Origin of the sequence: Pseudomonas sp. PSE1(2024) (assembly GCF_050990555.1) — a bacterium.
GTDB lineage: Bacteria > Pseudomonadota > Gammaproteobacteria > Pseudomonadales > Pseudomonadaceae > Aquipseudomonas > Aquipseudomonas aphyarum.
This window is the reverse complement of record NZ_CP158967.1, coordinates 2,337,571-2,357,946: the sequence shown is the minus strand read 5'-3', so window position 1 is coordinate 2,357,946 and position 20,376 is coordinate 2,337,571. Positions and strand designations below refer to the sequence as shown.

Here is a 20,376-nt window from a genome sequence, read left to right as displayed (position 1 = left end):
GCCATCGGTTTGCCCCGATAGTGGGGAAAACCGGGGACGTCCTTTACAACGGTGCATCCACCGCCAGCCCCTGCAGGCGCCGGTACTGACGCAACACGCTCGGGACATAACGCTGGGTTTCGGCGAACGGCGGGATCACCCGGCCCCGGCTGAGCACCGCGTCGGGCCCGGCGTTGTAAGCGGCCACGGCCAGGGCGATGTCGTTGTCGAACATCGTCATCAGGCGCTTGAGGTACTTGGCCCCGCCCTGGATGTTGGCCTTGGGGTCGTAGACGTCGGTGACGCCCATGTCCCGCGCGGTGCCGGGCATCAGCTGCATCAGCCCGCCGGCGCCCTTGGGCGAGGTGGCGCCGGGGTTGTAATTGGATTCGGACTTGATCACCGCATGCAGCAAAGCTTCGGGCAGCTGATTGGCGCTGGCGGCGGCTGACACCAGCTCGGCGTAGGGCTGGTTGGCGATCAATTGCGGTTGCCGGTCAAGGCTGACCAGCGGCGCATCGGCGTCGCGGATCACCCGCTCGTAAGTGCGTCCGGGACGGTGGACGTTGGACAGCACGTAGCTGCCCTTGGCGTCCACGGAAACGAAGACATCGGCTTGCGCGACACCGCTTAACAGCACGCAGCCGAGCAGTCCTGCAGTGAATGAATGGATCATTGGGCCTCCCCTGACAGGCCCCGAAAAATTGGGGGAAATGCCCCACTGACCCGTCGTCAATCAGCCGTACGCAAGCACTGTGCCGACTCTTGAAAAGCCCGTAATACAAGGGCTTCAGCCCGGCAGTCGAAATTATCGGGGGCTGAGCATGGCAATTGCATAAGCCCTTTCGGCGACACGGCTGCCACTCACGGGAGGTCATCATGAAGCTGCATTTTCGTCCGCGTGCCCAACGCGGTTTCACCCTGCTCGAATTGCTCGTGGTGCTGGTGGTGCTCGGCCTGTTGGCCGGGATCGTCGCGCCCAAATATTTCGCCCAGCTGGGGCGTTCCGAGGTGAAGGTCGCCAAGGCGCAGATCGAAGGCCTGAGCAAAGCACTGGATCTGTATCGGCTGGAAGTCGGCCATTACCCGTCCACCGAACAGGGCTTGCAGGCGCTGGTGACCGCACCGAGCGACGAAGCCAAATGGACCGGCCCGTACTTGCAGAAAAAACTGCCGCAGGATCCGTGGGGGCGTAACTACACCTACCGCTATCCCGGCGAAAACAGCGAGTACGACCTGCTCTCGATGGGCAAGGACGGCCAGCCTGGCGGCGAAGGCGAAAACGCCGAAGTCACCAACTGGCAATAAGCGGAGCACACGGCATGCGATTTCAACTCAAAGCAGTGGGCAAGGCCGGAGTGGTGTCGCTGAGCGTCGAGGCGCCGGGTCAGAGCGAAGCGCGGCGCATCGCCGAGGATCAGGGCTTGCGCGTGGTCAGCCTGCACGCCGAGAGGCACTGGCGTTCGTTGCGCCTGAGCAAGCGTGAAACCTTCAACCTGGTGTTGTTCAGCCAGGAACTGACCACCCTGCTCAACGCCGGCCTGCCGCTGATCGATGCGCTGGAAAGCCTCGCCGAAAAAGAAACCGCCCCCGCCGCCCGCAAAACCTTGAGCGAGCTGGTGCGACTGCTGTACGAGGGCAAATCCTTCTCCCAGGCACTGGGCCAGTTGTCGGCGGTTTTCCCGCCCTTGTACGTTGCGCTGGTACAGTCCAGCGAGAAGACCGGCGCGGTCGGCGATGCGCTGGGCCGTTACGTGAGCTATCGCCAGCGCATGGACGAGGTGCGGCAGAAGATCGTCAGCGCCTCGATCTACCCGCTGTTGCTGCTGGTAGTCGGCGGTGGCGTGGTGCTGTTTTTGATGGGCTACGTAGTGCCGCGCTTCAGCCTGGTGTTCGAAGGGCTGGGCTCGAACCTGCCGTGGCTGTCGCAGATCCTGATGAGCAGCGGCATGTTTCTGCACGCCCATCAGGGTGAGTTTTTCGGCCTGTTGGCGACAATCGTCATCGCCCTCGCCGTGCTGCAGAAACAACCGGCGTTTCGCCGTGGGCTGGATCGGCTGGTGGAGAAACTGCCCGCCGTGCACCAGCGGATTTTCATGTATGAGCTGGCGCGGTTTTACCGGTCACTCGGGATTCTGCTGCAAGGCGGGATTCCGCTGGTGACGGCCATGGGCATGGTGCGCGGCCTGCTCACGGTAGCCTCGCGAGCCCGCCTGGATCAGGCCTGCGAGCGGGTGCGCGAGGGGCAGTCGCTGTCCACTGCGCTGGAGCTCAACCGTCTGGTGACGCCCGTGTCCCTGCGCCTGCTGCGCGCCGGCGAGCAGTCCGGCAACCTCGGGCAAATGATGGAACGCAGCGCCGATTTCTACGACGAGGAAATCAGCCGCTGGATCGAGTGGTTCGTGCGTCTGTTCGAACCGCTGCTCATGACCTTCATCGGCCTGTTGATCGGGGTGATCGTGATCCTGATGTACATCCCGATCTTCGAACTGGCTTCGAGTATCCACTGACCTCGGGAACGGGTCGGATCACACGCAAAAACAAGGCACATCCACGTTCCCAATCAAGACAACAAAGACGGAGAACGATATGCACATTAAAAAGCTCGTGCTCGCAATGGCCATCGGCGCAGTCCTGTCGGCGTCTACCGTACTGATTCCGGACAGCCTGTCCGGGGTGTCGAGTGTTCAGGCCAAGGATGGGGGAAGTGGTGGTGGCGGCGGTGGTGGAGGTAGTGGCGGAGGCGGCGGCGGTGGCAACGGTGGTGGCGGAGGCGGTAACGGCGGGGGTGGCAACGGAGGTGGTGGCGGCGGCAATGGAGGCGGCGGTGGCGGCAATGGAGGCGGCGGTGGCGGCAATGGAGGTGGTGGTGGCGGTAATGGAGGTGGCGGCGGCAGCGGTGGCAATGGTGGTGGTCACGGCGGCAGCGGCAGTGGCGGCAACAGTGGCAGTGGCGGCGGTGGCAACAGTGGCCACAGCGGCAGTGACCACGGCTCGGGCCACTCGGGTGACAGTGCCTCGTCCGGTCGCAGCGGCACCCATGCCGAACCCGGTGACAATCACGGCGTCCATCGCGCAGGCGAAATCGGCGATGACCGCGGAGTGCATCGTGCCGGCGAGATAGGTGATGACCGTGGTGTCCACCGGGCCGGCGAAATCGGCGACGACCGTGGTGTCCACCGCGCGGGTGAAATCGGTGATGACAAAGGCCTGCATGCGGCGGGCGAACCCGGTGATGATCGCGGTGTTCACGTCGGCGGCGAGCCTGGCGATGACAAGCGCGCCAACTGACTCACGTTGAAACACACCACCTGTGGGAGCGAGCTTGCTCGCGAAGGCGTCGGCACACACAACCTCTTCGCTGGCAGACAGAAAGCTTTCGTCGGAACGCCGCCCGGAACAAGCTCGCTCCCACAGTTATCGGCTACTGAATCTTTGAGCGGCTACAAAATCGCTTGTGCCTTATCCAGCCGCTCCCGCAAAAACTCGATCAACGCCTGCACCGGCCGCGACGCCTGGCGATGCTGCGGATACACCGCCGACAACGTCAGCGGTTCCGGCCGAAACTCGTCCAGCACCGGCACCAGCCGTCCATCCTTCAGCGCCGCGCCGACAATGAACGTCGGCAGATAGGTAATCCCCATCCCCGCCACCGCCGCATCCCGCAGCAACTCACCGTTGTTGACGCGCATCCGCCCGGTGACATTCACCAGCAGCGGCTTGCCCTGCCCCGCGTTGAACCGCCACTGCACCGAACGCCCATGGCCGTAAGGCAGGCAGTCGTGACCGAGCAGGTCTTCCGGTTTGACCGGCGTACCGCGCTCGGCCAGATACGCCGGACTGGCGCAATACACCCGCTCGATTGACGCAATGCGTCGGGCGATCAGGGTCGAGTCCTCCAGCACGCCGATGCGCAGCGCCAGGTCGTAACCCTCGCCCAGCAGATCCACCGGCCGGTCGCTCAGGTCCACCTCCACCGTGACCTCGCGATAACGCTGCAGAAACGGCGGCAGCAAGCAGCCCAGATGGGCCAGCGCAAACGACAGCGGCGCACTCACGCGAATCGCCCCGCGCGGCTCGGCGGTCTGCCCGGCGATGCCCTGCTCTACCGATTCCACTTCACCGAGCAAGCGCAGCGCCGATTCGTAATAACTCTGGCCCAGCGGCGTCACGTCCAGGCGCCGGGTCGAGCGGTTGAGCAATCGCACGCCGAGGCGCTCCTCCAGTTGCATCAACCGACGGCTGACGAACTGCTTGGACAGGCCCAACTGATCGGCCGCCGCCGTGAAGCTGCCGGAGTCCATCACCTGGCAAAAAATACGCATGTCTTCGAACGGGTTCATTGTCACTCTCTGGTTGACAGTTAAACGCTTTATAGCCGCTTTTTCACTTTCCGGCACCTCATTAATCTGTGCTCACGGTGTTGCTGAGGCCTGAAGCCCAGCGCCACAGCAGCCCGATCCCAAGGCATACAAAAACTCAAACGACTTAAAAAGGAATTGCACATGAACATCAAGAAAACCCTCGCCGCTTCCCTCCTCGCCCTGTCCATCGGCAACGCATTCGCCGCCGAGGGCACTGGGGTCGAACACAACACTCAGGCCTTCCTCGACGCCCTCGCCGCCGGCGGTGGCAAACCGCTTGAGCAACTGAGCCCGAAAGACGCCCGTGCGGTGCTGACTGGCGCCCAGGCTTCGGTGAAGGTTGACCTGTCCGGCGTTGAAGTCAGCGACAAGGCGATCAAGGTCGACGGCCAGACGATCAACCTGAAAGTGGTGCGTCCGGCCAAGGTCAAGGGCGAGCTGCCGGTGTTCATGTTCTTCCACGGTGGCGGCTGGGTGCTGGGGGACTTCCCGACGCACCAACGCTTGATCCGTGATCTGGTGGTGGGTTCTGGCGCGGTCGCGGTGTACGTCGATTACACGCCGTCGCCGGAAGCACAGTACCCGACCGCGATCAATCAGGCTTACGCCGCGACGAAATGGGTGGCGGAACACGGCAAGGACATCGGCGTCGACGGCAAGCGTCTGGCGGTGGCCGGCAACAGCGTCGGCGGCAACATGGCGGCAGTCGTGGCGTTGATGGCCAAGGAACAGAAAACCCCGGCCCTGCGCTTCCAGTTGCTGATGTGGCCGGTGACCAACGCCGGGTTCGATAACGGCTCGTACCAGCAATTCGCCGAGGGCCACTTCCTGACCAAGGGCATGATGCAGTGGTTCTGGGACAACTACACCACCAACCCGGCCGAGCGTGCGCAGATCCATGCCTCGCCGCTCAACGCCAGCGCCGAACAGCTCAAGGGCCTGCCCGCCGCGCTGGTGCAGACCGCCGAGTTCGACGTGCTGCGTGACGAAGGCGAAGGCTACGCCCGCCACCTCGACGCGGCCGGTGTACCGGTGACCTCGGTGCGCTACAACGGGATGATTCACGACTTCGGCCTGCTCAACCCGCTGAACGGAATTCCTGAAGTGAAAGCCGCCGTGCGCCAGGCAGCGGCAGAACTCAAGACCCATCTGAACTGAGTGCAACCCCTCGCCACACCTTCGGGTGTGGCGTTTTCTTTTGTGCCCGCCGGAGTTCACCTCATGAGCCTTTTTTCTGCCCACCTGCTGTCCTGGAGTGCCCTGCTGCTGGTGCTCGATACCCTGCTCTGGCATCTCGCGCCGTTCAAACATCGCGCGCAACGGGTCGCTGTGCGACTGGTGTTGTTTCTGGCCTTCAACGCGCTGGCCATCAACGCCGGTGTCAGCCCGTTGCAGGCGCCGTTGTTTGCCGATGACCCGGTGGCGCAACTCGGGGCGACGGCACTGGGGATTCTCTGGTGGCTGTACGCCGCGCGGGTGCTGACCGAAGTCATCGGCCTGATCCTGATGCGTCGCATCGGCCACAGTGGCCGGCTGTTGCAGGACGTGATCGGGGCGCTGGTGTTTCTCGCGGCCATCGTCGCGGCGGCCGGTTATGTGCTGGATCTGCCGGTCAAAGGCCTGCTCGCGACTTCCGGCGTGGTGGCGATCGTCATCGGTCTCGCGCTGCAAAGCACCTTGGCCGACGTGTTTTCCGGCATCGTGCTGAACACCACCAAGCCGTATCAGGTGGATGATCTGGTGGTCATCGACGGCGTCGAAGGCAAGGTGCTCGACATCAACTGGCGCGCCACGCACCTGCTGACCAGCACCGGCACTCTGGCCGTGGTGCCGAACTCGGTGGCGGCCAAGGCCAAGATCGTCAACCTCAGCCGGCCGAACAACCTGCACGGCGTGTCGATCAGCATCAAGGTGCCGAACCACATCCGCCCGCGCCGGGTACTCGACGCCCTCGACCGCACGCTGCAAGGCAGCAGCAGCCTGTTGCTGTCGCCTGCGCCGAAAGTGGTGCTGAAAGAGGCCGGCGACGAGATGTCGGAATACGTGGCCAGCGGTTTCATCGCCGAATTGGGCAAGAAAAGCGACGTGCGCAATCAACTGTTTGACCTCGCCCACCGCCATCTCGAAGCGGCCGGCATTTCTCGGCACCCGGACGGCGTGATCGAACCTTCGACCCGCGCCCGTACGTTGCTCGATGAAGTGAAAATCTTCCGCTCGCTGAGCCATGAGGAACGCGATCGTCTCGCCGAGTCGATGGTCGCGCAGCAGTACAGCGCCGGGCAGGTGGTGCTCAATCTGGAGGAAGTTCCGGACAGCCTGTTCGTGATCGCCACCGGCGTGGTCAGCGCCAGCGTGCCGGACGGCAATGGCTTCACCGAAGCCGGGCGCATGGGGCCGAGTGAGGTCATGGGCGAACAGAGCATTCTGGCGGATACGCCCTCGCAAGCGACCTTCACAGCACTCACCTCTTCGATCATTTATCGCCTCGACAAGAACCTGACTCGCGCTTGTATGGAGCAGCGCAGTGAAGTGGGTCGGGCGTTGAACAAGTTGCAGGCGGTGCGTCAGCAGAACAGTCGGCTGGCGTTGATGGCCAAGCCTGTGCCGGTTCGCAAGGGTGGTTTTCTGGGGTGGTTGCAGAAGCGCTGAGCCCTTTGCGACAGACAAAAAAATGCCCGCTCTTCAGCGGGCATTTCGTTCAGCCAATTACTGGGCCGTGAACTTGGTATAGCTATTGATCAGGTTGCGGTAGTTCGGCAGACGCTGGGACAGCAGATTCGCCAAGCCTTCCATGTCGTTGCGCCAGTCACCCTGCAGCTCGCAGGCCACAGCAAACCAGTTCAGCAGGTGTGCGCCGGCAGCCGACATGCGCGCCCACGCCGCTTGTTGCACGGTGGTGTTGAAAGTGCCGGAAGCGTCAGTCACCACGAACACTTCGAAGCCTTCAGCGATGGCCGACAGGGTCGGGAACGCCACGCACACGTCAGTCACCACACCGGCGATGATCAGTTGCTTGCGGCCGGTGGCCTTGATGGCCTTGACGAAGTCTTCGTTGTCCCAGGCGTTGATCTGGCCAGGGCGGGCAATGAACGGCGCATCCGGGAATTGCTCTTTCAGCTCAGGCACGATCGGGCCGTTCGGGCCGGAATCGAAGCTGGTGGTGAGGATGGTTGGCAGGTTGAAGAACTTGGCGATGTCGCCCAGTGCCAGCACGTTGTTCTTGAACTCGTTCGGCGAGAAATCCTGTACCAGCGAGATCAGACCGGTCTGGTGGTCGACCAACAGTACAACGGCATCGTCTTTGTTCAGGCGGCTGTAAGGAACGTTGCTCATGTGAAACTCCTCGATGGATGGTTGTTGCGGGGAGCGCCGCTCACACAGAGCGGCGCTTTTTCAAAAGCATCAGAAAGCGAAGCAGGAGCAACCGAACGCGCCCCAGAAACCGGCGAAGTCACTGACCGGTGCATTCGACATCCGCGCTTTTTCATGGCTGTGGGTATGCACTGCGCACGGGCCGCTGCACTGGTGAACCTGGGCCTGCAAGGGCGAATTCGGGCGCCAGTGGCCCGGGACTTTCACCACTGGCGACCAGTCCGGCAGCACCGGCACGCTGGCCGGCCCGAGTTTTTCGAAGTCACCGGCGGCGTAAACGATCTTGCCGCCGACCACGGTCAGCACCGACTCGATCCACTTGATCGCTTCTTCCTCGACATGGAAGAAGTCCGCGCTCAGCGCTGCCAGATCCGCCAATTGCCCGACTTTGATCTGGCCCTTCTTGCCCTGCTCGGACGAGAACCAGGCGCTGCCGTGGGTGAACAGTTCCAGCGCGGTGGTACGCGGCAAACCTTCTTCGTACAGCGCCAGACCGCCGACGGTGCGACCGCTGACCATCCAGTACAGCGAGGTCCACGGGTTGTAGCTCGACACCCGCGTGGCATCGGTGCCCGCGCCGACCGGCACGCCTTCGGCGAGCATGCGCTTGATCGGTGGCGTGGCTTCGGCGGCCTGCTTGCCGTAGCGGTCGACGAAGTATTCACCCTGGAACGCCATGCGATCCTGAATCGCGATGCCGCCGCCCAGCGCTTTCACCCGCTCGATGTTCTGCGGGGTGATGGTTTCGGCGTGGTCGAAGAACCACGGCAAGCCGTTGAACGGGATGTCGCGGTTGACCTTCTCGAACACATCCAGCATGCGGCTGATCGATTCGTTATAGGTGGCGTGCAGACGGAACGGCCAGCGCTGCTCGACCAGGTGGCGCACCACCGGCTCCAGCTCCTGTTCCATGGTCTGCGGCAGGTCCGGGCGCGGTTCGAGGAAGTCTTCGAAGTCCGCCGCCGAGAACACCAGCATTTCGCCGGCGCCGTTGTGACGCAGGAAGTCATCGCCCTGATGCAACTTGACGCTGCCGGTCCAGTTCTGGAAATCGGTCAGTTCTTCTTTCGGCTTCTGGGTGAACAGGTTGTAGGCGATGCGCACGGTCAACTGGTCGTCTTTGGCCAGTTGTTCGATCACCTGATAATCGTCCGGGTAGTTCTGGAAACCGCCGCCGGCATCGATGGCGCTGGTCAGGCCGAGGCGGTTGAGTTCGCGCATGAACTGGCGGGTCGAGTTGACCTGATATTCCAGCGGCAGCTTCGGCCCCTTGGCCAGTGTCGAGTACAGAATCATCGCGTTCGGCCGCGCCACCAGCATGCCGGTCGGGTTGCCGTTGGCATCGCGCACGATCTCGCCACCCGGCGGGTTCGGCGTGTCGCGGGTGTAGCCTGCCACGCGCAGCGCGGCGCGGTTGAGCAACGCACGGTCGTACAGGTGCAGGATGAATACCGGGGTGTCCGGCGCGGCCTGGTTGATTTCTTCGAGGGTCGGCATGCGTTTTTCGGCGAACTGGAATTCGTTCCAGCCACCGACCACGCGCACCCATTGCGGGGTCGGTGTGCGGTCGGCCTGATCCTTGAGCATGCGCAGCGCATCGGCCAGCGACGGCACGCCTTCCCAGCGCAGTTCGAGGTTGTAGTTCAAGCCACCACGGATCAGGTGCAAGTGCGAGTCGTTGAGCCCGGGAATCACGCAGCGGCCCTTGAGGTCGACCAATTGAGTGCCGGCGCCCTTGAGCGCCATCGCCTCGGCATCGTTACCGACGGCGACGAAGCGCCCGTCCTTGATTGCCACGGCGCTGGCGAGGGGTTTTTCGCGGTCTACCGTATGAAATTGGCCATTGAACAGAATCAGATCGGCGTTCATCGCAGTTCCTTCGAGATAAGTGAAACGGAGCCCGGACCCGCCGCTTCAGCGCGGCGGATTGGCATTGGATTCGAGGTGTTTGTGTGACTGACCGGCTTCCAGCCACGGCGCGAACAGACGGGTCACGGGCGGCATGAACACGTAAACCACCGACACCACGATGGTCAGGGTGATCAGGAACGTGGCGACCACGTAGTTGGAGAGAAAGGCGTTGAGTTGCAGCAACGGCCCCCAGATCAGCGGCACCAGCAAGGTGTGCGGCAGGATCACCAGCAGCGTGACCACGGCCTGCTTCCAGCGCGGTGGCGGTGAGCCGGCCTCGGCCGTCGGCGTGAACCAGAATTCGTTGGCCGCGTTGACCTCGGTCTGGTCGCCGTCGGCGAGCATTGGCGCGGCTTCATCAATCAGTTTCTGACGCTGCGGTGAATCGAGCCAGCGCTGCATCGCGTCGGTAGAGCAATAACGCAGCACGCAGGTGAACAGCGCGAGCCCGCCCTGCTGGCTGCGCATCACGTCCACACCCAGATGCCCTTCTTCGCGCCCCGCCACGCTGACGATATTGCGCAGCCAGGCTTCGTAAGGCGCTTCAAAACCGGCCTTGACCCGGTGCTTGACGATCAGCGTCACGGTTTCTTCGGGTCCCGGTTTTTTCAGGGTCTGGGCATCAGGCATAACGGAGTACTCCGGGCAAACGAACATTGAGCGCCAGCCGTCCGGGCCCGGCGATCAGAACAGTGGTGAATAGGATCAACAGCAACCAGCCGAACTGCCCTTCGGCCACACTCCATTGCGGATGCACAAGCAGCAGCGCCACCAGCAGCACAAAGAGAATAGGCAAGCACGCCAGACGCGCCAGCACTCCGGCGACGATCAGCAGCGGACAGAGGACTTCGGCGAAGATCGCCAGAATCAAAGTGAGGTGGGCCCCGAGGTGGAACGGGTCTTCGATCAGTTGCAACTGCGCGGTGAAATCCAGCAGCTTGGGCAAGCCGTGGACGAACAGCAGGAACAACCCGCCGGTCACCCGCAGGAACAGCAGGCCGAGGTTTTGCGCCTGGTCATTGCGCTGAGAAAGTTGCATGGCCCTACCCTTGATCGATCATTGCCGCAAATAGTGCAACGAACGGGTAGGGCAAAATTGAACAGGTGTGCTCTTTTGTCCTCAGGTCAACGGGTGTCTTTGATTGTGTATTCCCGCGCGTTGAAATCGATGCGCGCTACCGAACCCGGCACTTGATCCATGTACACGGCGAACAACACAGACAAGGTGCTGCCGGGTCCGAGCGCAAGCATGTAGTCGGAGCGGATGAGCGTGCTGTAGCGGCCTGCCGTCACCCATGCCCGATGTACCGCATTGCGCGAGTCTGTCCAGATGGAGAGGTTGTGCTCGGTGCCGCTGGCATTAAAACCGGTCAGCTTCAATTCAAGCCGTTGCCCGGTGGCAATACCCAGCCAGGTGAGAAATTGCACAGTCGCGCCGGCAACGACATCTTTCAGGTCGAGTTCAGTGCCTTTCGCTTCGGCGATCACAGGCGGAATCCGCAACGCCTCAGGTATGGGCAAAACCTTCAGCGGCCAGGGTGTCGAAGTAACCGGTGCCGACGTACCTCGTACATGTGTGAACGAGATAGCTGCAGTTTTATTCATGCTGTAAGCCACCAGTGCGACCGGCAACGGCATTTCCATGAGCATCGCACTTACGGGGACCAAAGCCGTAGTGCGAGAACCGGCAGACGGCGTATCGGGTTCGGCAGCCCAAGTGGCACTGACGAAGTCGGCGTCGTCGGGAACATTCAAAACGGCGGTCAGGCTCACCTCAGCATCCGCCGGGTTCAAGGTGACGTTGTCCGGGGCCTCCTTGATCCTCAGTTCTTGGCTGAAAACAACCTTTATCGTCCAGGTGTTGGACGCTCCGCCGTCAACATATTCGGCCCTGAAGACGTGTTCGCCGTCAGTCAATGCCGTGACTGAAAACTGCCAGGTGCCGGCGTTAACCAAAACCGAGTCCAGGCGTGTTTGCCCATCAAACAGCACAACCTCGGCACCGTCAGTGCCAACACCATCGACGGTGACACGGCTGGACGGAGTTTCCCCGCCGTCGGCAATCAGCCCCTGCGGCCCCGTCACCGACATTATCCTCGGCGCCCTCACAGGTGCAGTCCGTACGATGTAGTTTCGATGGGCAAATGCCTGGGCATCGGATTGATCCGGACTGTTTTGCAGCCCGGCCCAAAAACTCAACGTCAGCACGCTGCCATTTTTCAGACCTTGCAGCGGTGCAGCAGGGACCTTTTGTTCGTAATATCCGAGACTGAATCCATTACCGACGACGTTCTCCGGCGCTTGCCAATACCAGGCCTCCCAGACATCGCCGTCGGGCTTCACACCTGTGAGCAGGAGCCAGAAGAACTGCTCGCGCCTGCTCAGCAGCCATGACCGGATACGCAATGTAACCTCAGTCAGTTCGCTCACATCCAGGTCACGGCCCTCACCTTCGTCGCTTGCCTCTTTAATCACCGGCAGGGGCAGATCAAGTTGGTTGATGAGCGGTATGTAAAGCGGCAAAGGTTGTGATTCCACAGACGGTTCAGTGCCACGGTAAAGCGTGTAAAAGGCGATGACAGTCAGCCCGAGATTGAAAGCCACCAATGTGGTGCCAATGTGGGTCGTAAAAGGGCGTTTGAATCCGCCGATCGGGATTCGCGGCGACGTATAGGAACCGGAACCTGGAGTTCCAGCCACCTTGATCGTAATAAAGTCCCCTGGCAACCAAGGGAAGTCGATTGTTACCGTCAGGTTGTACCGGGCGGCCGCTGGCACCAGGAAACCCTTCGAACTTTCTTCAATTGCCAGTGGTGGCAGAGCGTCACGGGTGAGCGCAGGAATCGGCGTGTCCATATTCACTTCCCTTGATAACTGGCCGCTTCGGCATTGGCCCATCAAACACGGGAAGACAAGCACGCACCACTGTCAGAACTAACAGGTTGCGGGTTGATTCAGACGAACGGCACGCTTAAACCACCGGAATATCCAGCGTCACCGACATGAACTGACTGATCCGCAAACGCAGCCATTTCTCCGCCGGATCGTTGTCATGCACCCCGCTCCAGGCCATCGACAGTTGCGCCGCATCAATCGGAAACGGCGGATCCTCAGCTCGCAACGCACAGCCATCGACCAACGCACACGCCGCGTAATCCGGCACAGTCGCGATCATCTCGGTGCCCGCCAGCAGCGCGCGCAAACCACTGAATTGCGGCACGCCAAGCACCACCCGGCGGCTGCGACCGACCTTGGCCAGGTCCACGTCGATGTTGCCGCTCAGATCCCCCGAGAACGACACCATCGCATGAGGCCGCTCGCAGTATTCGTCGAGAGTCAGCGGGCCCGGGCGGTTGTCGCCGCGCAGAACCTTGCAGGGAATGTCGCGCAGTTTCTTGCGCTTGGCGTTGGCCGGCAGATCGGTGGTGTAACTCACGCCGACGGAGATTTCCCCGGAGGCCAGCAACGTCGGCATCAGCAGGTAGTTGGCGCGTCGCACCACGACCACTATCCCCGGCGCCTCTTCCTGCAACTGGCGCAATAGCGGCGGGAACAGGCCGAACTCGGCGTCATCCGACAGGCCGATGCGGAACACGTCGCAACTGGTCGCCGGATCGAATTCCTTGGCCCGGCTGACCGCACCGGAAATCACGTCCATCGCCGGTTGCAGTTCCCGCAGAATCGCCAGCGCCCGCGCCGTCGGTTCCATGCCGCGACCGTTGCGCAGCAACAGCGGGTCGTCGAACAGATCGCGCAAGCGGCCCAGCGCCGCGCTCACCGCCGGTTGGCCCATGAACAGTTTTTCGGCGACGCGGGTCAGGTTCTTTTCGAACATCAGTGCTTCGAAAATCACCAGCAGGTTCATGTCGACGCGGCGCAGATCGTTTCGGTTCATGGGACACGTTTTCCTTGTTTGAGCCTGACGTGAAAGGTGGGCACTTTACTCGATGAGCGGCACTTTGGCCGCGCGTTTGTAGGGGCCGTATTCGACCGGCACCCACTGGAAGTGTTTGTCGACCGCGGTGATGTGGCCGATGCCCGGGAACGGCAAGTGCGCAGCCGTGACCCAGGTCTTGCTGGCCGCCGCTGCACTGAACACCGCATTACGACTCTTGATCGCTTGCTGGCTGTTGACGTCGAAGCTGATCGCTACCTCAGGATGATCGAACTGCACCGCGAGGTTGTGCACCAGATCCCCCATGAACACGATGCTCTGATTCTGTGAAGTAAAACGGTAAGTGGTACTGCCCGGCGTGTGCCCGGCTTCCAGCGTGGCTTCGACCAAGCCCGGCAACGGCGACTGGCCCGCCGCGAATGTCTTGAAGCGCCCGGCGGAGACGTATGGCGCGGTAGAGTCCTGAGCGATCTTGAAGAACTCCCGCGCGCCGGCTGGTGCCTTGGCGAGGGCCTTCGGGTCGAGCCAGTAATCGGCTTCTGCCTTGGCGGCGTAAACCGTCGCATTGGCGAAGATCGGTTGTTGCTGGCCGTCGACCAGTCCACAGACGTGATCCAGGTGCAGGTGAGTCAGCAGAATCGCATCGACCTGTTCCGGCTTGTAGCCCGCCGCCCGCATGTTCGCCGAGAGCTGGCCGGCAGTGGCGCCGATGCACTGGCCCGCGCCGGTATCCACCAGAATCAATTGTTTGCCGGTGTTGACCAGGAACGCATTGAACGCAGTCTGCACGCCCGGCGTTTCAATCGAGCGGCGGGCCAGCAAGGCGCGAATCTGGCTCTGGCTCATGCCCTGCAGCAGCTTCGGCGACAAATCGTTGTAGCCGTCGAACAGCGCCGTCACTTCGTAATCGCCCAACGCCAGTCGAAAATAGCCTGGCGCCTGCGTGCCGACCTGCGGCGCCTGCGCCATGGCGGTCGACATCACACCGACCAACGCCACGCCGATTGCGCCGTTGAACAAACCTTTCATATTCATCCCCTCGAACGAGCCCGATTCTGCGGCCCTTATGGCCCGCTCCCCATCGTCGCCATCCTGCCCGGTTCCCGTCATGGGGACTTGCAGCGGTGTGCTGAGTTGGAGCTGACAGTGGAATTAACAACGTTTAACTCGTCAGCCTTCGCCCCTCGCCAAACAATGAATCCCTCTGCGCAGCGTTGTTTTATTGACCTGAGGGAAAGCGCTGACCGTGCGTTCCCCACCGACACGGACCTTGGCCATGGCTCACTTACAGCAAACCGTCGCCCGCGCCCCTGCCAGCGAACCCCGCAAGACCAGCACCGGTGGCCTCAGCCCGCAGCGCGAGCGGCTGGTGAAACAGCTGATCCTCGAACGCCTCGGCGACAGCCTTGAAGTCACCGAACTGGCCAGCGCCTGCTCACTCTCACGCAGTCACTTTTCCCGGGCGTTCAAGTGCAGCACCGGGTATTCGCCGCAAGACTGGATCCGCACCCAGCGCATCGCCCGGGCGAAGCTGTTGATCCAGCAGACCAACCACAGCCTTACGCAGATCAGCCTGGAATGCGGCTTCTGCGATCAGGCGCACTTCTGCCACATCTTCACCCGCAGCGAAGGGATCAATCCGTTTGCGTGGCGTTGTCAGGTCATGAAAAACCGCTGAGGCGGTTCATCCGCGAGCCATCCGCTGAGCCAATCGTGCCACCCGCTCGCCCAGGTGCGCGGCGGTTTGTTGGTCCTCCAAAGGCGGTGCCTGCTCGGGCGGTTGTTCGACACTGGATTGGGACATCGCACCGAGGGAGCTGCCGAGGCGATTCAACTGGCCGTCGAACACACCTTCGCACGCACGCGCCGGCAACAGATCAAGCCCGACCCAGATCATCGAATGTTGGGCCGCGAACACCGCCATCTGCACCAGGGTATTGAGCTTGTCGCCGCACAGGCTGCCGGAATTGGTGAAGCCCGCCGCGAGCTTGTCGCGCCACGGCCGGGCGAGATAGAACGGGGCCGTGGCCTCCATGAACTGCTTGAACGCCGCCGAGGCGCTGCCCATGTAGGTCGGCGCGCCGAAGATGATGGCGTCGGCGCGGTGCAAGTCATCCCAGTGGGCTTCCACGTCTTCGACCGCCAGCAACAGGCAAGTGCTGCCCACGTGGCGCTCCACACCTCGGGCCACTGCCTGCGCAATGACGCGGGTGTGCCCGTAGCCACTGTGATAGACCACCACTACCTTGCTCATCGCAGCGTCCTCCGGACGTATGCATTCCATTGCCCCGGAGTTTTGGCTCTGACGCGGGCGCGGACGAGTTAATCGTTGTTAATTTTTCCCGGCTGTCGGGTGAACCGGCACGGGTTCCGGCCTTTAAATACAGTGGTGACGGCACTGGATGCCGAGCGATGCCGGGGCGCGTGCACTGCACGCAAGTTGCACTGGCGACAAATCCTGAGGAATATGCCCGGATACTGCGGATTAGACGGCTTGCGTGACCCTCAAGTCGCTCCCCGCCCTGCCCGTCACGGATTCTTCACCGAGGCGGACCAGGATCATAAAAAACGTCGAAGGAGTGAGCGGTTGAGTCTTTCCCCGAATCAGGCCATCGGTTTCGGCCCCTATCGGATCCACCCCGGCCAGCGGCTGGTGCTTGAAGGCGACCAGCCTTTGCGCCTGGGCCGCCGCGCCATGGACATTCTGCTGATCCTGCTGGCCCACGCCGGCGAGGTGGTGAGCAAGCAGCAACTGATCGCCGGAGTCTGGCCGGACAGCGTGGTGGAAGACATCAATCTGCGGGTACACATGGCCGCGCTGCGCAAGGCCCTCGGCGACGGTCAGGCCGGGCAGCGCTACATCGTCACGGTGGCGCAGCGCGGCTACAGTTTCGTCGCGCCGGTCGTGCTGCAATCGATTGAGCAACGCCCCACCGCCGCCACTATCGGCCGGCATAACCTTCCATTGCGTCGCACGCGGATGATCGGTCGCCAGTCGGTGGTCGACAGCCTGATGACACAACTGCCGCGCCAGCGCAGCATCACCCTGGTCGGCCCCGGCGGCATCGGCAAGACCACCGTGGCCCTGCGCGTCGCCGAGCAACTGATCGGTCGTTATCGCGACGGGATTCGCCTGCTGGATCTGGCACCGCTCAACGATCCGGGCTCGATCTGCTCGCACCTCGCCGCCCTGCTGGACCTTTCGCTGCATGCCAGTGAACCGATGGCCTGCCTGATCAACAGCCTGCGCGAGCGGCAGATGCTGCTGGTGATCGATAACTGCGAGCACTTGATCGACGCCGTGGCGTTGCTCAGCGAAAGCATTCTGCGTGGCGCGCCGCAGGTGCATATTCTGGCCACCAGCCGCGAAAGCCTGCGCGCCGAGGGCGAGTATGTGCAACGTCTGGAATCCCTCGATTGCCCGCCACCGATTGCAGTGCTCGACCGCGATCAGGCGATGGGATTTTCTGCGCTGCAACTGTTCGTCGAACGGGCGATGGCGGCGCACGAACACTTTGAGCCGGGCAACGCTGATCTGCCGTTGATCATCGACATCTGTCGACGGCTGGACGGCATCCCGCTGGCACTGGAACTGGCCGCCGCGCAGGTCGCGGGCCTCGGGCTGGACGGTTTGCTGAGTCAGCTTCAGGGGCGTTTGCCGGCGGGCAATCAGACTCGCCTCGGTCGGCATGAAACCCTGCGCGCTACGCTGGACTGGAGCTTCAACCTTCTCAACGCCTGCGAACAGACCGGCCTGCGCCGACTGGGTGTGTTCCGTGGCGCGTTCACGCTGGATTCTGCGGCGGCGGTTATCGTCGGTCAGCACATCGAGTCGAACGAAGTGTTTGCCTCGATCACGCAACTGGTCGCCAAGTCGCTGCTCAACGTCGAGGTTGGCGATGAAGAAGTGTTTTATCGCCTGCTCGACACGACTCGTCGCTATGCATTGGAAAAACTCGATCAGGCTGACGAACTCGGCGAAACCCGCGAACGCCATGCCGAACGCAGCCTGGCGCTGATGCATCAGGCCCAGGCCGATTGGGAGAACACGGCGACCGAAGTCTGGATCGAGCGTTACGCCCGTGGCCTCGAAGACCTGCGGGCGGCGCTTGAGTGGACGCTGAACGATGAAGGCTCGCGCGCGCTCGGCGTGCGCCTGACGGCGACCTCGGCGCCGTTGTGGCAGGAGCTGTCGCTGCTCAAGGAGTACGGCGTTCATGTGCGCCGGGCACTCGCGTTGCTGGCGTCCTCCGACGAGCCCTGTCCGCGACTGGAAATCGCCTTGAAACTGGCCCTCGGCAGCGCCTGCTATCACACCTGGGGCGGCACCCCGGAAACCATCGAAGCCTTTGCCAGTGCCCGTCTCTTGGCGCAGAGGCACGACGACAAGGCCGGACAATTGCGCGCCGTGTCGGGGCACATGGCGGTCAATCTCAGTTGCGGGCATTACCAGATGGCGCTGGAGCAGAGCGAGCAATTCGAAAGCCTCGGCGTGCACGGCGATGCGCAGCTGTCCCTGAGTACCCATCGCTTGCGGGTACTCGCGCTGCATTACGCCGGCGATCAGCATCAGGCGCGAATCCACGCCGAGCAGGTCATTCAGCGCATGGCCCACAGCGGCCACCTCAACCGCTTCACCCACGGTTTCGGCGTGCAATACGATCAGAGCGTCGCCTCGCTGACCGTTCTCGCCCGAGTGCTGTGGCTGCAAGGTTTTCCCGAGCAGGCCTGGCGCACGGCGCGGCAGGCACTGGACATCGCGGTGCAGATCAACCACGGCACCTCGATCTGCTACACGTTGGCACTCGCCTCGTGCCTGATCGCCCATTACAACGGCGACGTACAAAACGCCCGCGCGCTGCTGCAACTGTTGCTCGAACAGGCGCAAAAGCATTCGGTGCTGCTGTTCTACACGTGGGCGCGGCACTACGCGCAGGTGATCGACGCCGACAAAGCCCCCGCCATCCCGCCCGCCGATAGCGGTCTGGTCAGGGAAATAATGGTCACGCTGGATCCGGGTTTCGTTGATGATGCGTTGCTCGAACGAGCACAAAGTGGCGCGGCCGGCTGGAGTACTGCGGAGATCTTGCGGGCTCGCGCCGAGCGGTTGCTGGCGGCTGATTCGCCCTGCCATCACACGGTCGAAAGCGCTTTGCAGCAATCGCTTGAGATTGCGCGGACGCAAGGCGCGCTGGCCTGGGAACTGCGCAGCGCGACGTCGCTGGCCCAGTTGTGGCAACGCCAGTCGCGCTATCTCGAGGCACTCGAATTGCTGACACCGGTCTACCAGCGTTTCACCGAAGGTTATGCCACCCCGGATTTGCGCAAAGTGCGTTTACTGCTCGACGAACTGCGCGGTCAGTCGGCCGCTTGAGGCTGGCCGGGTGCGACCCAGGTAACGCGCGTGCCGACGCTCGACATCACTCAGTTCGCCGCCCTGCTCCAGCTGTTCGCGGGCATAGCGGCGTGTGGTGTTGAGCATTCGATAGCGCAGTGTTCCGCTGGATCGGTCCGTTGTCAGCAATGACCTGGCCGCCAACTGTTCAACCACTGCCACCAGTGTCGAGGGTGGTAGTTGCGCGCAACTGATCACACCGATGGCGGCGTCGAGGGTGAATGCCATCTTGAACACCGACAAGCGTTGCAGCACGCGTTGTTCCTGCTCGCTCAAGCGCTGATAGCTCCAGTCCAGCGCAGCCTTCATCGACTGGTGGCGTGTCACGGCAGTGCGGCGACCGTGACTCAGGACTTGCAGGCCTTGGTCCAGCTGGGTCTGAAGGCCGACCAGCGCCAGCGCATCGATCTGCGCCGCCGCCAGTTCGATCGCCAATGGCAGACCGTCGAGCCGCCGACAGATATCGCGCACCGTTTCCAGATCCTGCTCACGCAGACTGAAGCCGTGTTGACGCGCACGGGCGCGACTGACAAACAGCTGCACCGCCGAATAGCCCATGACCTCGGCGACACTGTTGAGGGCCGAGGCTTTGGGAAGGGTCAGGGGCGGCAGCGGCTGGAGGACTTCCAGACCGAGACGCAACGGTTCGCGGCTGGTGGCCAGGATCGAAAGACGGGGCGCGGCGTCGAGGAGTGTTTGCAGCAGGTTCCGGCAGGCTTCGTGCAGATGCTCGCAGTTGTCCAGCACCAGCAAGGCGTGGCGCGCTGCCAAGGTGGGGAAATCGATATCGAGGGTTTTCAGCAGGTGATTGAGGAGCGGAGTGTCTCCGTCGATAAGCGACAGATCCACCTGCCACACGCCGTCACGGAAATGTTGCAGCAGCAGTTCTGCTGCGCGCAGTGCCACGGTGCTTTTGCCGACACCGGCAGGCCCGGTCACCGTCAGGAGCCGGGACAGCGGCAGTTGCCGCACCAGACCACCGACCAGTGAGTCGCGCCCGGTGACCGGCGTCAGCCGCGCGGGCAAATTGTGTTGGGGCGCTTGCAGGTTTTCGAACACCACGTGAGCAGCGCTGTCGCCCTGCACCGGGGCCACGAAGCTGTACCCGCGCTGCGGCACATTGACGATGTAGCGCTGGCCTTTTTCGCCGTCGCCAAGGGCCCGGCGCAGCGCGGCGATGTGCACCCGCAGGTTGATCTCCTCGACCACCGACGTCGGCCACACCAGCGAAATCAGTTGCTCTTTGCTGACCACCCGCCCGGCGCGCTCGACCAGCACTTGCAGAATGTCCAGCGCACGACCGCCCATGCGCAATTGCCGATCCCCTTCGAGGATCAGCCGTTGACGCAAATGGAACGCGTACGGTCCGAAACGCAGGACCGACGCCGAGTTCAATTCGTTGAGGCTGTTCATGTCCGTTATCTTCGCAGGCCTCGATGACGATACAACCACCACGCGGG

Annotated in this window: 18 protein-coding genes; 7 read left to right on the top strand and 11 right to left on the bottom strand. The window is 62.5% G+C overall.

Annotation, left to right across the window (positions count from 1 at the left end):
* Window positions 1-43 precede the first annotated feature (43 nt).
* Window positions 44-655: a lytic transglycosylase domain-containing protein gene (locus ABTV87_RS10710; RefSeq protein WP_433899453.1), complete on the bottom strand. Its 612-nt coding sequence runs from the start codon at window positions 653-655 to the stop codon at window positions 44-46.
* A gap of 203 nt (window positions 656-858) precedes the next feature.
* Between ABTV87_RS10710 and gspG the strand changes: the two genes are divergently transcribed.
* The 3 genes from gspG (at window position 859) to ABTV87_RS10695 (ending at window position 3,270) form a co-directional block, all read left to right on the top strand.
* Window positions 859-1,287, top strand: a complete 429-nt coding sequence (gene gspG, locus ABTV87_RS10705) for a type II secretion system major pseudopilin GspG (protein WP_007956107.1) — start codon at window positions 859-861, stop codon at window positions 1,285-1,287.
* Between the two features lie 14 nt (window positions 1,288-1,301).
* A complete protein-coding gene (locus tag ABTV87_RS10700; RefSeq protein ID WP_007956102.1) occupies window positions 1,302-2,489 on the top strand; it encodes a type II secretion system F family protein in 1,188 nt (395 codons plus the stop codon).
* Between the two features lie 79 nt (window positions 2,490-2,568).
* Window positions 2,569-3,270, top strand: coding sequence for a hypothetical protein (locus ABTV87_RS10695; RefSeq protein ID WP_433899452.1), 702 nt, complete (start codon window positions 2,569-2,571; stop codon window positions 3,268-3,270).
* Window positions 3,271-3,422: 152 nt separating this feature from the next.
* Here ABTV87_RS10695 and ABTV87_RS10690 read toward each other — a convergent pair whose 3' ends face one another.
* Window positions 3,423-4,322, bottom strand: a complete 900-nt coding sequence (locus tag ABTV87_RS10690; RefSeq protein ID WP_085607732.1) for a LysR family transcriptional regulator — start codon at window positions 4,320-4,322, stop codon at window positions 3,423-3,425.
* A gap of 162 nt (window positions 4,323-4,484) precedes the next feature.
* Between ABTV87_RS10690 and ABTV87_RS10685 the strand changes: the two genes are divergently transcribed.
* Both ABTV87_RS10685 and ABTV87_RS10680 read left to right on the top strand, forming a co-directional pair.
* Window positions 4,485-5,501, top strand: coding sequence for an alpha/beta hydrolase (locus ABTV87_RS10685; protein ID WP_085712057.1), 1,017 nt, complete (start codon window positions 4,485-4,487; stop codon window positions 5,499-5,501).
* A 63-nt stretch (window positions 5,502-5,564) separates the two neighbouring features.
* On the top strand, window positions 5,565-6,992 hold the full coding sequence (locus ABTV87_RS10680) for a mechanosensitive ion channel domain-containing protein (protein WP_433899451.1): 1,428 nt from the start codon (window positions 5,565-5,567) through the stop codon (window positions 6,990-6,992).
* Window positions 6,993-7,049: 57 nt separating this feature from the next.
* Here ABTV87_RS10680 and ycaC read toward each other — a convergent pair whose 3' ends face one another.
* From ycaC to ABTV87_RS10645, 7 genes are all read right to left on the bottom strand, one after another.
* On the bottom strand, window positions 7,050-7,676 hold the full coding sequence (gene ycaC, locus ABTV87_RS10675) for an isochorismate family cysteine hydrolase YcaC (RefSeq protein ID WP_064595127.1): 627 nt from the start codon (window positions 7,674-7,676) through the stop codon (window positions 7,050-7,052).
* 69 nt (window positions 7,677-7,745) lie between these two features.
* Entirely contained in the window at window positions 7,746-9,584 is a 1,839-nt protein-coding gene (locus tag ABTV87_RS10670) for an amidohydrolase (RefSeq protein WP_221534563.1), read from the bottom strand.
* Between the two features lie 45 nt (window positions 9,585-9,629).
* Window positions 9,630-10,256, bottom strand: coding sequence for an antibiotic biosynthesis monooxygenase (locus ABTV87_RS10665; RefSeq protein ID WP_221534565.1), 627 nt, complete (start codon window positions 10,254-10,256; stop codon window positions 9,630-9,632).
* On the bottom strand, window positions 10,249-10,665 hold the full coding sequence (locus tag ABTV87_RS10660) for a DoxX family protein (RefSeq protein ID WP_007956088.1): 417 nt from the start codon (window positions 10,663-10,665) through the stop codon (window positions 10,249-10,251). Before ABTV87_RS10660 ends, ABTV87_RS10665 begins: the two co-directional genes overlap by 8 nt.
* Before the next feature lie 86 nt (window positions 10,666-10,751).
* The gene (locus tag ABTV87_RS10655) at window positions 10,752-12,482 is read right to left on the bottom strand and encodes a hypothetical protein (protein ID WP_433899450.1); all 1,731 of its coding nucleotides are present in this window, start codon (window positions 12,480-12,482) and stop codon (window positions 10,752-10,754) included.
* 115 nt (window positions 12,483-12,597) lie between these two features.
* Window positions 12,598-13,521 carry a LysR substrate-binding domain-containing protein gene (locus tag ABTV87_RS10650; protein WP_433899449.1) on the bottom strand — a complete coding sequence of 308 codons (924 nt, stop codon included), beginning with the start codon at window positions 13,519-13,521 and terminating at the stop codon, window positions 12,598-12,600.
* Between the two features lie 45 nt (window positions 13,522-13,566).
* Window positions 13,567-14,550 carry an MBL fold metallo-hydrolase gene (locus tag ABTV87_RS10645; protein WP_433899448.1) on the bottom strand — a complete coding sequence of 328 codons (984 nt, stop codon included), beginning with the start codon at window positions 14,548-14,550 and terminating at the stop codon, window positions 13,567-13,569.
* A gap of 247 nt (window positions 14,551-14,797) precedes the next feature.
* Between ABTV87_RS10645 and ABTV87_RS10640 the strand changes: the two genes are divergently transcribed.
* Window positions 14,798-15,199 (top strand): helix-turn-helix domain-containing protein, encoded by a 402-nt coding sequence (locus tag ABTV87_RS10640; RefSeq protein WP_064595111.1) that lies wholly within the window; start codon window positions 14,798-14,800, stop codon window positions 15,197-15,199.
* A 6-nt stretch (window positions 15,200-15,205) separates the two neighbouring features.
* Here ABTV87_RS10640 and ABTV87_RS10635 read toward each other — a convergent pair whose 3' ends face one another.
* Window positions 15,206-15,775 carry a flavodoxin family protein gene (locus ABTV87_RS10635; protein WP_433899447.1) on the bottom strand — a complete coding sequence of 190 codons (570 nt, stop codon included), beginning with the start codon at window positions 15,773-15,775 and terminating at the stop codon, window positions 15,206-15,208.
* Between the two features lie 333 nt (window positions 15,776-16,108).
* On the opposite strand from ABTV87_RS10635, the gene ABTV87_RS10630 reads away from it, so the two are divergent.
* The gene (locus tag ABTV87_RS10630; protein ID WP_433899446.1) at window positions 16,109-18,895 is read left to right on the top strand and encodes an ATP-binding protein; all 2,787 of its coding nucleotides are present in this window, start codon (window positions 16,109-16,111) and stop codon (window positions 18,893-18,895) included.
* Here the strand turns inward: ABTV87_RS10630 and ABTV87_RS10625 are convergent.
* A complete protein-coding gene (locus tag ABTV87_RS10625) occupies window positions 18,857-20,329 on the bottom strand; it encodes an ATP-binding protein (protein ID WP_085607756.1) in 1,473 nt (490 codons plus the stop codon). The two genes, ABTV87_RS10630 and ABTV87_RS10625, sit on opposite strands and share 39 nt — an antisense overlap.
* Window positions 20,330-20,376: the final 47 nt, after the last annotated feature.